10 protein-coding genes are annotated in these 12,619 nt (G+C 41.5%); 5 read left to right on the top strand and 5 right to left on the bottom strand.

The genetic code is table 11. The features are described 5' to 3' along the window. From hpsP to V7K42_RS17625, 4 genes are all read left to right on the top strand, one after another. Window positions 1-1,173: hormogonium polysaccharide biosynthesis glycosyltransferase HpsP (gene hpsP / locus V7K42_RS17640; protein WP_334918259.1), on the top strand; the 1,173-nt coding region annotated here is incomplete at its 5' end. A 160-nt stretch (window positions 1,174-1,333) separates the two neighbouring features. Next, complete coding sequence (zwf, locus tag V7K42_RS17635) at window positions 1,334-2,869, top strand: glucose-6-phosphate dehydrogenase (RefSeq protein WP_334918257.1); 1,536 nt, start codon at window positions 1,334-1,336, stop codon at window positions 2,867-2,869. A 188-nt stretch (window positions 2,870-3,057) separates the two neighbouring features. After that, window positions 3,058-3,246: a hypothetical protein gene (locus V7K42_RS17630; RefSeq protein WP_334893381.1), complete on the top strand. Its 189-nt coding sequence runs from the start codon at window positions 3,058-3,060 to the stop codon at window positions 3,244-3,246. 227 nt (window positions 3,247-3,473) lie between these two features. After that, on the top strand, window positions 3,474-4,619 hold the full coding sequence (locus tag V7K42_RS17625; RefSeq protein WP_334918263.1) for a SpoIID/LytB domain-containing protein: 1,146 nt from the start codon (window positions 3,474-3,476) through the stop codon (window positions 4,617-4,619). A gap of 7 nt (window positions 4,620-4,626) precedes the next feature. On the opposite strand, the gene V7K42_RS17620 is transcribed toward V7K42_RS17625, so the two are convergent. Next, window positions 4,627-5,685 carry a serine hydrolase gene (locus tag V7K42_RS17620; protein ID WP_334918255.1) on the bottom strand — a complete coding sequence of 353 codons (1,059 nt, stop codon included), beginning with the start codon at window positions 5,683-5,685 and terminating at the stop codon, window positions 4,627-4,629. A 668-nt stretch (window positions 5,686-6,353) separates the two neighbouring features. On the opposite strand from V7K42_RS17620, the gene V7K42_RS17615 reads away from it, so the two are divergent. After that, window positions 6,354-7,262 (top strand): polysaccharide deacetylase family protein, encoded by a 909-nt coding sequence (locus tag V7K42_RS17615; RefSeq protein ID WP_442938590.1) that lies wholly within the window; start codon window positions 6,354-6,356, stop codon window positions 7,260-7,262. Window positions 7,263-7,737: 475 nt separating this feature from the next. Here V7K42_RS17615 and V7K42_RS17610 read toward each other — a convergent pair whose 3' ends face one another. The 4 genes from V7K42_RS17610 to V7K42_RS17595 form a co-directional block, all read right to left on the bottom strand. Continuing rightward, complete coding sequence (locus V7K42_RS17610; RefSeq protein WP_334918253.1) at window positions 7,738-9,027, bottom strand: Glu/Leu/Phe/Val family dehydrogenase; 1,290 nt, start codon at window positions 9,025-9,027, stop codon at window positions 7,738-7,740. Between the two features lie 127 nt (window positions 9,028-9,154). Then, window positions 9,155-10,306: a beta-ketoacyl-ACP synthase gene (locus V7K42_RS17605; protein WP_334918251.1), complete on the bottom strand. Its 1,152-nt coding sequence runs from the start codon at window positions 10,304-10,306 to the stop codon at window positions 9,155-9,157. 8 nt (window positions 10,307-10,314) lie between these two features. Continuing rightward, complete coding sequence (locus V7K42_RS17600; protein ID WP_334918249.1) at window positions 10,315-11,106, bottom strand: peptidylprolyl isomerase; 792 nt, start codon at window positions 11,104-11,106, stop codon at window positions 10,315-10,317. Between the two features lie 168 nt (window positions 11,107-11,274). After that, complete coding sequence (locus V7K42_RS17595; protein WP_334918247.1) at window positions 11,275-11,844, bottom strand: photosystem I assembly protein Ycf4; 570 nt, start codon at window positions 11,842-11,844, stop codon at window positions 11,275-11,277. Window positions 11,845-12,619 lie beyond the last annotated feature (775 nt).

Raw genomic sequence — 12,619 nt, 5'->3', positions numbered from 1 at the left:
ATGAAGATATTACAAATTGTCCCCTCTATTTCTCTGATTTACGGCGGGCCTAGTCAAATGGTACTAGGATTAGCTCCGGCGTTGGTAAAAGAGGGAGTGAAAGTTACAATTCTCACAACTGATAGTAATGGTGATAATGGCCAAACACCTCTGGATATTCCTTTAAATCGCCCAATTAAACAAGATGGCTATGAAATAATTTACTTTCGTTGTGCGCCGTTTCGTCGTTACAAATTTTCCCTAGATTTATTAAATTGGCTAAAACGTCATGCTCAGGAGTTTGATATAGCACATATTCATGCTCTATTTTCTCCCATAAGTAGCGCTGCTGCTATTGTGTGTCGTCAGCAAAAGCTACCTTATATTTTCCGTCCTTTGGGTACTCTCGATCCGGCTGATTTACGCAAGAAAAAGCAATTAAAACAGCTTTATGTTGCAATGATAGAACGCAAAAATTTAGCTGGTGCGGCAGCAATTCATTTTACCAGCGACCAAGAAGCTAAAATATCAGAACGATTTGGAGTATCTACGCCAGATTTGGTGATTCCCTTGGGTGTGATTTCCCGTCAATCTTCTATTAAAAATGTATGCAGTCAGTTAGAAATACCAAAGGATGTGCCGTTGGTGCTGTTTATGTCACGAATTGACCCGAAAAAGGGGTTAAATTTGTTGATTCCGGCGCTAGAAAAGCTGTTAACGGTTGGTTATAAGTTTCATTTTGTCTTAGCTGGGACAAATCCTCAAGACCCAGATTACGAACAAAAAATAATATCTCAAATTCAAAATTCACCACTGCGATCGCACACTACAATTACAGGCTTTGTCATTGGTGAACTCAAAGTTAGTTTACTACAAGCTGCTGATTTATTTGTCTTGCCTTCCTACTACGAAAATTTTGGGATTGCTGTAGCTGAAGCAATGGTTGCAGGTGTACCCGTAGTCATTTCTGACCAAGTGCATATTTGTCAACAGATACGTGATAGCGAGTCCGGTTGGGTCGGTGCAACAGATGTCCAAGCACTGTTAGAGTTACTGCAAGAAGCTTTGCAAAATCCCGCAGAACGCCAACGACGCGGATTAAACGCCCAAAAATATGCCTTGGAAAATTTTAGCTGGGATGCGATCGCAAAGCAAACAATCCAAGCCTACCAAAAAATTCTGGTAAACAAATGAATTTAACCCAACGCAGACAACAGCAATAGATTTAGCCCAATTATAAGATAACCGTAAAAACCAAAATATTATGATTAATGTGAGTTTATTGACAATCAACTGTTGTCTGCAATGCGGTATAGTTTGGTGGATGTCTTGAAGAATATGCGGAGATTTTATCATGACGGCTGCCACCACGCCCCAGGTTCCTGTTGAACCCTCAATCCATTCAGCAAAACCCTGTGCGATCGTTATCTTTGGAGCAGCAGGAGATTTAACCAAGCGTCTGTTGCTTCCCGCTCTCTACAACCTAAAAGTTAACAATTTGCTGCCACAGGAATTTGCAATTATTGGAGTCGCACACACTTCAATGAGCCAAGACGATTTTCGCCGCAAACTCTCTCAAGACATCCATGAGTTCGCAACAGTTCCTGTAGAGGATCATCTCTGGCAACCGCTTGAGCAACGATTGTACTATCTTGCAGGTGAATTTCAATCAGCTGACACTTACCATCAGTTGCAAGACTTACTCACTCAAGTCGATCGAGAATGTGGCACTCAAGGAAACTATTTGTTCTATCTGGCAACTGCCTCTAACTTCTTTTGCGATATCGTTACGCAACTGGGTGCGTCAGGATTGGTGCGTGAAGACAATAATCAATGGCGGCGAGTCATCATTGAGAAACCCTTTGGACACGACTTGGATTCGGCTCGTACCCTGAACAAATCCATTAGTGCTGTCCTTGAAGAAAAACAGATATACCGCATCGATCACTATCTGGGAAAAGAGACTGTACAAAACATTTTGGTATTTCGGTTTGGTAATGGCTTGTTTGAACCGATTTGGAATCGCGAACATATCGATCGCGTACAGATTACCGTTGCCGAAACTGTTGGAGTCGAAGGCAGAGGCAATTTCTATGAAGGTACTGGGGCATTACGGGACATGGTGCAAAACCATCTGTTTCAACTGCTGGCAATGACGGCGATGGAACCGCCAATCTCGTTTTCAGCCGATGAGGTGCGTGATGAAAAGTCAAAACTATTGAAGTCCATTATTCCGTTCACTGCTGAAACTGTGCAAACTCATACCGTAAGAGGACAGTATGGTGCGGGAACGGTGAAGGATACTCAAGTGCCTGCTTATCGCTCCGAGTCACGAGTTGCATCAGACTCTACCACTGAAACTTATGCTGCCTTGAAGCTGAACATCGACAACTGGCGTTGGGCAGGGGTACCGTTTTATCTCCGAACCGGCAAGCGTCTGGCTCAACGGGTAACTGAAATTGCGATTCAATTTAAGCAAGTACCGTCATTATTGTTTCGCAATACCTCGATCGATCGCCTCACACCCAATTTTTTGACCATCCGCATTCAACCAAAGGAGGGAATTCACCTCCAATTTGGTGCAAAGGTGCCTGGCCCCGCGATGACAATGGATGCGGTGGAAATGAACTTTTGCTACAACGATCGCTTTGGCAAGATCCCAAGTACTGGCTATGAAACCTTGCTCTACGACTGTATGATTGGTGATGCGACTTTGTTTCAGCGATCTGACAACGTAGAATTGGGCTGGAAGGTCGTCAGCCCCATTCTGGAGGCTTGGGCAACTTCGTCTGAAAATTTGACAACCTACACAGCAGGCTCATTGGGGCCATTGGCAGCAGATGATTTGTTGAGCCGCGATGGTTGGCAATGGCTGCCGATTCATCCATGATTCTTACTAGAGATATTGACTTTCTTTGAAGTGGAAGGGATATTCCATTGGTTCTCATTTACCCCACTTGGATATTGGCTCATTCTATAGTCATCCTTTATTTGAAACTTGTGTAAAGGTGTAAGAGAATGAAGAGTTAAATTCTCTTCTACTAATTAGTTCTGAGTTCTTACAAGCCCATTGTTAATATGCCTTCAATTAGCTACAACCGCACCGATAGCCAACAGCCACAAAGTATAACTGTTAAAGGTTATGTTGTCCGTCCCGGATTACACATTCTTACCTATGAGCAAATCAGGTTACTCCGAGAAGAAACACAGCATCATTCTCAGCTTGAACATTTAGTAAATCAAGGTGTCATCAAGTTGACTGGTTAATAGTTGCCAACAGAAAAATCCTAACTCGCTACATCTAATTACATACTTACTGGCTGTTCTGACTTCCTCATAGCATCCAGTTTTATTGAGAAATTACCTCGGCTGCCGACTTTTTAATTGAGCAAGGACGCTTGAGTAGCGATCGCGCCCAACTGACACTATACGCAAAGCACGGTATTAGCGATAACATTGTATGGGAATTGAACGCTATCAATAAAATCCTAGATATGAAATGCCAATTCTTACCAAACGCTTTGTTCGCACAGATGAAAGTAGGTCATTGGTGGATAAGTGCTTTATTGTGGATGGCTTTAGCTACTCCAAGCAAAGCATCTGTAATCTTGCGAATTGCAATTGAGAGGGGAGTTAATCAGGTAACAGTTGGCAGTTCTACAACTGCATTGGTTAAAGATAGTACTGGTAAGACTCTCGGAAAATTACCAGCAATGAGTTCATTTTATGCCCAAGCAGTTCCAGGGGGTGTGGCTTTAGATAAATGGCAGTCTGGTCTATTTTGGATTGAACCCACAGGTAAGGGATTTGTTTACATTGGCGAACACTGGTATCGAGGTAGAACTCTCGTTGTCCCTACAGATAAAGGTCTAACGGCTGTTAACTGGGTTGATGATGAAGAATATCTCTATAGTGTTGTTGGTGGCGAAATGGATACTGAGTGGCCTGCTGAAGCTTTGAAAGCGCAAGCAGTTGCTGCCCGAACTTTTGCTCTCTATGAGCGAGAAAAACGGCGTAATAATCCTGTTTACGATTTAGGTGATAGTCCAGATCATTGGCAGAATTATAAAGGAGTAATCAATGAAACTCCTAGTACTTATGCCGCCGTCGATGCGACTGATAAACAAGTACTAACTTATAAAGACAGTATTATTCTTTCAGTTTTTCATGATTGTTCTGGAGGACATACCGAAAATGTCGAAGATGTTTGGGGAAGCCACGAACCTTACCTGCGGGCTGTTGAAGATTACGATCAAAATGTTAGCGAGTGCAAATGGGTGAAAACTTTCTCCCCTACAGAAATTAGTGCCAGAATTTCTGGTGTAGGTAATGTTTTAGATATGATTACACAAACCTACTCACCTTTTGGTAGTGTTAAAGTCTTAAAAATTGTTGGTGATAAAGGAACCAAATTACTGCAAGGTGAAGAAGTACGTACAGCCCTTAAGATTAAAAGTACCCATTTTATCCTTACCAAAGCTGCAAATGGTAGTTTTATACTTCAAGGACTTGGCTACGGTCATGCTTTAGGCATGAGTCAATGGGGCGCGTACAATTTAGCTAAAAGAGGAGTAAACTACCTGCAAATTTTAGGGCATTATTATCAAGGTGTAGCTTTAAGTACAATAAACGCTAAGTAATATTAAACTAATACTCTTGGGATAATTTTGGTCGATCTAGATACTGATAAACTATCCGCGAAACTTGACGTACAAACTCCCTTCCTCGCTCATCGTCATGGGGTCTAATTACAAAAATTCCTGCCAAGTAATGCTTACCATTTGGCAAACTAATAATTCCTGCATCCCCAACCAAAAATCCAATATCTCCAGTTTTATGAGCAATACTTCCACCCTTACCCACACCAGCCGCTAGCAACTTATTATTATGACAATGACGCAAGACATCTAAAACTTGGAACTGACTACTTTCTGAAATCAACTTATGTTGGTCAACCAAGGCTGACAACCTGACTAAATCTGCTGGGCTAGTAGTATTAGTACCTTTAAAGTCTCCTAACATATTGCGGATTACTGTGTTTTTTAGCCCCCAAGTGTGGAAACGCTGATTGAGTTTTGCTTTTCCGCCTAGACGATCGATAATCATATTACTAGCAGTATTATCACTGATCGTAATCATTTTGTTAACAGTTTCCATTACACTCAGCTTGATTCCTGCTCGTTTATACTGCAAGTCACCGGAACCACTCGCTACTAAGTCACGCCGCATCACTAGCTTTTCATCAAGTTTGATATTCCCAGCATCTACTTGTTCAAATAAAGCAATTAAAATCGGATATTTAATAGTACTAGCTGCCGGAAATACTTTTTCGCCATCAATATTCAAATAGTTTCCTGTTTCTATATCTAAGAAAAACATTCCCGGTTTGAGAAAACTGTAATGAGCCATTAATGCTCTCACTTTAGACTTTAACTCTGCTATTTCTTTACCTAATGGGATAATTCCACCAAATAAAGAAGGATTATTTACATTGGTGAATATATCTGGTTGATTGAGTTGAGGAATCAAACTTTTCTGTATAGTAACTCTACTTGGAGAGTTAGCCAATAAAAACTTAAAATCTCTTGTTGACTTTAAATGACTCCGATTAGAATCAAATGTTGAAGATTTTATGCTAGCTGCTAAACTTGGTGAGGTTAGTAAGAAAGTACTAATAATAGTTAGTAAAAATCCGCGTAATTTCATAGAGTTATTTTCAGTAGGAATTTATTTTCTTCTTCGACAGCTTTTTTGGAATGATTTATGCAGAGCAATTATAATGTGCTAACAGCATAGTTATATAGCAATCCGATTTGATTTCTGAATCACTCGTAGAGGTAAGGGACTGGGGACTGGGGACTGGGAAGAAGGAATAAAGGTATACTGAGTTTTGTTCAAAAATCAAATATGAGTCCTATATTTGTTTACAACGTCAATATCAGTACATCTTCTATTCACAACTCAAATACAATTACTACGTTCTTTATTTATGAGTTTAGTAATTGACAGCTAATCTTGATTGTGCATTAAAAAATTATTACATACTTAATAGAGGAAAATATTACAAAACTATGACAAATGTGTGTTTTATTTACATGATTGTATTGAAGCCTATCTAACCCTGTTCTATAAAGTACAAGTTTTCTGAATATAAACAAGATAAGCTGACATGAATAGGAGACTGAGCAAAACAGGGTTTTCAACCGACTCCTCAACCAAATAAATCTTAACCAACTAAATCCGGCGGTAAGCAATCGCACTCTTGGCAATATTTGAATACATAGCTATACTTTCTCTGAAGGTAAGCGGATACAAAGTCTAACTTCCGATCCGGTATGGTGACTGATTATTTTGACTATTAAAGGGAACTTCACGTGATCAATAATAAGCCGAGTCTTTCGAATCCAGGAAAATTAGTTGGGTTGCTTATCTTATTTGGTAGTTTTAGTCTGATTTTAATCATCTTGAACAAAATAAATCTTTTTAAATTTCAATCAAAACAGACTCTAAATGTAAATAATATAGCGGCAGATGTAGAAACTCAACAGCGAGTTCAAGAATTCAAGACAACGATCCTGAAAAGTTGGCAGCAAGAAGCACAAGTAAAAGGTTTTTCTGACTCGATTCCATCAAGTTTTCAAGGTGCGATAATTGAGGCGGCAAAACTCTCTCCGCCTCAAAAAATAATTGCTCTCACCTTTGATGATGGCCCTTGGCCTGAAAGTACAGCAGAAGTGTTAGATATACTGAAAAAAAACCAGATCAAAGGGACGTTTTTTGTGGTTGGGCAGAATGTCAAAAATTATCCCAACTTACTCAAGCAGGAGATTGCTGAAGGTCATGTCATTGGCAACCACACTTGGCATCACTGGTATCAATTCTTGAACCCACAAGCCGCCGCTTATGAAATTGACCACACTTCCGATTTAATTTTTCAAACTACAGGCTTAAAAACAAATTTATTTCGACCACCTGGAGGAGTGATGCATAATGGCGTTGTTGACTATGCTAGAAATAGTAAATATGCGATTATTTTGTGGTCATCTGACTCTGTAGATTATTCCCGTCCTCCTGTACCCAAATTAATCGGTAATGTATTCAGAGAGGCAAAACCTGGCGGAATTGTGTTGATGCATGATGGTGGTGGTAATCGTTCTAAGACTGTAGAAGCTTTACCAGAAATTATTGCCAATTTTCGCAATCAGGGCTATCGATTTGTTACCATTCCTGAACTATTACAAATTCAAGATAAAAGCCAAAAGTTGATTGTTAAACAAAAGTAACCTCGATTCTTTTCTGAAATTATGTAATTGCTCCTGATGCTAACACTACTTAAAGCAAGATTAGAGTTTTAATCACGTGGTTAGCGTCGTCTTGTTTATGTAAACAGTTTATTAGTTATGACATCTTGCTATTTTATTTCTTGTATAGTTTGTCAATAAGTAAGTTATAAGAAGTGATGTTGCAGCGATCGCCATAGCCATATAATCATAGGGGGGAGCAATGCGATTTTGTGAGGTGAGTAAGCAGGGGAGGCAGGGGAGGCAGGGGGAGAGAAATACTTTAAGTATATTTTTTAGTCTTTTAGTAGTAAAACATACTATTTTTTTTTCTTTACTCCCCCTGCTCCCCCTGCCTCCCCTGCTCCCCCTGCTCATTAGACGATGAGCTCACTTTTTCGCGTTGCTCCCTCATAGGGGCGCAATATTAATATTGCACCCCTACGCATCTGGTCTATTGAATTGAAAAATGTTCCTCTTAGGGATAAAGACCTCTGTCAGTCAACGCCTGGGCAACTCTACCCACTCCTAAAGTGTAAGCTGCTAACCGCAGAGAAATTTGCCGCGCCTGTGACTGGTGAATCACCTTGCGGTAGGCTTGCACCATCAAATGTTCCATTTCGCGGTTGACGCGCTCCTCATCCCAAAATACGTAGGAAAGACCCTGCACCCACTCCAAATAACTGACTACCACACCGCCAGCATTCGCCAATATATCCGGTAGAACTATCACACCCCGCGCCTCTAATGCCAAGTTAGCCTCAAGAGTAACCGGCCCGTTAGCTGCTTCTGCGACAATTTGCGCTTGCACCTGATTCACATTTTCTTGTGTAATCTGGTTTTCTAAAGCGGCTGGTATTAATACATCGCAAGGTAAAATTAATAAATCTGCATTGCTAATTGGTACAGATTGTGGGAAACCTATAATACTCTTACCATTTTCAGCAGCATAGATTTTCACCGCGGGAATATCAAGACCAGCTTCGGAAAATATTCCGCCAGCACCAGTTGAAACGGCGATAATTTTCGCGCCTGCTTCATATAGTAATTCAGCTGCGGCACCACCGACATTACCAAAACCCTGAATAGCTACTCGCACTCCTACTAAGGATTTACCTCGATCTGCTAGCGCCTCACGCACAATAATCATCGTGCCACGCCCAGTTGCCATTTCACGTCCCAACGAACCACCAATGGAAAGTGGTTTCCCAGTCACAACCCCTGGTACAGCATGACCGACATTTACAGAGTAAGTGTCCATCATCCAAGCCATTTCACGGGCAGAAGTACCCATATCTGGTGCAGGGATATCTACGGAAGGCCCAATATCTTTAATTAACTCGCTGATATAACGGCGGCTGATTCGCTCTAATTCGCCAACACTGTAGCGTTTTGGATCTATAGGAATGCCACCCTTGCCACCACCATAAGGAATTCCTAACAATGCACATTTCCAGGTCATCAGCATTGCCAGAGCCGATACTTCGCGCAATGTCACAGCCGGATGGTAACGAATTCCGCCTTTGTAGGGGCCTAAAACATCCGAGTGCTGTACCCGGTGTCCAGCCAGAACCTGTATTTCCCCATTATCTAGTTTCACGGGAATGGAAACTGTGACAACCTTACGCGGATGGCTGAGAATTTCTAGCAAACCCTGATTTAAATTTAATTCTTTAGCTGCTGCTTCTAAGTAGCTACAGGCTTGATCGAATGGACATATATGCGCTGGTGAAGCAGATTCTAGCGGTAGTAATGATTTTGAAATCATAAAACTTTCTCCTAATCACGGTATCTTTACGAACCGGATTTTATTCTGTAACTAGCTTATCCTTTTTTTTGTTGATAAATAGGGATTTTGTAGTTTTTGTTACAGTTTTATATTTTAGATTCTGATATCAATATTCTGCTATTGCGATCGCTACATTCTGTCCACCAAAGCCAAAACTCAAACATAATATCTGGTTAAGTTTACTGAGGCGTGCTGTTGTAACAATATCTAAATCAAATTCTGGCTGCTGCAATCCTACACAAGGTGGTAATATTTGATGCTTTAATGCCATGAGAGAAAAAGCGACACCTAAAGCTCCCGATGCTCCTAATGTATGGCCTGTGCTTCCCTTGGTGGAACTAACTGCCACGCCTTGGGGAAACAAACGCTGGATTACCATGCTTTCCATCTGGTCATTTAACTGGGTAGCTGTGCCATGAGCATGAATGTAATCGATATCATTTGGTGTCAAACAACTACGTTCTAGACATTGTTTGATAGCTGCGATCGCACTTTTGCCTTCAGGTTCTGGTGAATTACCATGATATGCGTCATTAGTTAAGCCGAAACCGAGAATTTCACCATACACTTTTGCTTGACGCTGCTTTGCCAACTCTGCGGATTCTAAGACAAACACAGCTGCGCCTTCGCCCAAAACTAAGCCTTCTCGGTGCAAATCAAAGGGATAAGCCCCAGTTTTAGCTAAAGCACCCATCTGCTGAAACCCAGCTAAAGTTAGGGGTGTAATTGGTGCTTCTACTGCACCTGCGATCGCCTGTTGACATTGCCCAGTTTGTATAAGTAAAGCTGCTTGAGCAATAGACCAAATTCCAGTTGCACAGGCTGCCATCGGTGCTAAAACTATACCTGATGCACCGATTTGTCTTGCAGCTGCGATCGCATTGATATGAGGTAATGTCTGTAGCCAATTTCCCAAATCAGAAACGGGGAAATTCTTCGCGTCACCACTATACATTTGCTGCGCCAGCCTCTCCCAAGATGCTTGATAAGAGCGACTCGACCCAATAACTACAGCACAATCAGTTAAAGGTGTAACTAACCTAGCATCTTGCAATGCAGAAGCAACAACCATCTGAGTTAACATTGTTAACTCAGATGGTTGTTGAGAAATCAAACCTAGAGGAAGTGGTTTTAGTTCTGGAAATGGTTGATGTAACCTAATTCCAGATTTACCTGCTAGCAAATTTTGCCAACTATCTTCTAAGCTTCCACCCAAGGCGGAAATCAAACCAATACCAGTAACACAAACCTTAACCAATTTGGAAATTAGGGGTTAGGAGTTGGTGTTTTCAGGTTTTCAGCCCCTTGGGTGACTTTTGCGGATTCAATGCGATCGCCTTGCTGAATTTTGTTCACGACATCAAAGCCTTGAGTGACATTGCCAAACACGGCGTAGTTACCATCCAAAAAGGCTAGATCCGCCAAAGTAAAGTAAAACTGAGCAGAAGCGGAGTCTGGTGATTGCGATCGCGCCATCGCTACTGCACCCTGTTTATGGGGCAATACAACGGGTTGAGCAGTAGCATCAAATGGTTTATTGTAAATCGGAGTATCGGAACCTTTCGGCTTAACTTCTAAAGGTATATAGCGAGCATTTCCCGTTTTTGGGTCAATATAGCTACCTGTTCCCAGTTGATCGGCTGGAACTTTCGGGTCTTTGCTTTTGGGATCGCCCCCTTGAACTACAAACGGTTGGGGTTCGCGCACAACTCGATGGAAAGCTAAACCATCGTAAACACCCTTTTGCACTAAATCTACGAAGTTGCCAGCTGTAATGGGGGCATTAGTGCCGTCTACTTCGATAGTAATGGGCGAACTTTTAACTGTTATTACCACAGTAGCCTTGCCTTCAAGACGTGGTAAACCAGCGATTCCAGGAACACTCTCACTACTAGTTTGAGATACGGATGTTGTTTCAGTAGTCGTCTGGGTCGTCGAGGTAGCAGTCGAGGTTGGAGAAGACGTATTAGAAGCTACCTGCTGTGTTGAACATCCTCCGAGCATCACAGCACTGATAAGCACAAGAGAAAGCAAAAATTGTGAAATTTTTAACCGCATTGCCAGTTACTGATTTAACCAGAGTATCTTATCGTTTTCAGGGGAACTGGGGACTGGGTAATAGCTAATGGGGGATGAGGAAGATGGCCAAGAGTTCTATTGATTATTACCCAATTCCCAGTCCCCAATCCCTAATTCCCAATTACCCAGTCCCCAGTTCCCAATCCCTTACAATCCTTCTAGTGACACTTCCAAAAAGCGGGCTAATTTTGCACCTTCTGTTTCCAACTCTGTTAAAGATAACGGTTGTCCAACCCGTGTTAAGGGAATATCTCGCCGCCCTTTAATGCGTAGATAGAGGGCGCGTAGGGGATTAAGACCTTCTTTGACGGCTATTCGCACAGATTGCACATCTTCTATGCGGCTATCTATCTCAATTCGGCGGTTTTTGCCAGGAAAACCCCAACGAAAAATTTTGATTGTGCCAGTTTCCCGATCGAATTCGTTGTAACCGCCACCTACATCCAATAAAATCACTAGCCATAGGTATGTGGCTAATAGTAAGCCAGCAATGCCATATAACCCCATTACCAATCCTTGGGGGACAAATACCAGTTGAGTTGGATCGGAAACTATGAGTAAATTAACTTTTAAATAGCTGGATATCCCAGCTAATAAAAAGCCGCTTGCTCCCAAGGTAACGATAGTTGCCCACCAGTAGTTACTGAACCGACGAGAACCGAGAACATTTTGATGCAGGAGGCGATCGCCTTTGTTAATCGTTGTTGATGTCGTCATTGAACTACCATTGCCTGTGAGATACTCGCTGTGACATACAAAGCACACTAAATGCTGCTAGACATAACTTGACTAAATTGAAGGCTAGTCATTCAACTAAAGAAGACTTTAGAGTGTCTGCTGCTTGATCATTTTACCAAACATTGTTGACAAAAACTCAGCTGCGCTCCTCCCTACTGCTACCCATATAATTTGTTTGTTAGGGCATGTTTATAATTTTTTTACTCCTTGTCCGATCAAAATTCTCTCTCTCCAGCCCCCTGACTCTTTTTGACCTCTTGGGAAGGAGTTACCTACTTACGTCCATCTAGACTAAATTTTCTTACATTTCTGAGAAAACTTGTGTCAAATTGTAAAATTTCTGATATTCATATTATTTATAAGGTTCGTGTTTCATGCCTAATTTGCTTGGTGTCTATCAGGCAAAAACCCTGAGTAGTGTGATAAGTTAAGAATCATTAAGTTACCACAAGCTAGATTACTAGCCGATGGTGCGTGTAATGGCATAAGGAAAGAGAAATACTGATTTTACAGGTCAGTAAATTCTCAGAATCTCAATCGCTTTTAAGCTTTTGAGATTGTCAAAAAAACGTTAATTCCTCACGGCAGTCGGTTACATTGGCTCTCCGTACTGCCTTAGAAACGTTGCAATTTTAGTAAAAAAAGAGGATTTTAGTCCGATGACCATCGCAGTTGGACGTGCGCCCAGTAGAGGGTGGTTTGACGTTCTAGACGACTGGCTCAAGCGCGATCGCTTCGTATTCGTAGGTTGGTC

It is taken from the genome of Nostoc sp. (assembly GCF_036917455.1).
In the GTDB taxonomy this organism is placed as follows: Bacteria; Cyanobacteriota; Cyanobacteriia; order Cyanobacteriales; family Nostocaceae; genus Nostoc.
Note: the sequence above shows the minus strand (reverse complement) of the source record. Positions and strands in the feature narration are given on the sequence as shown.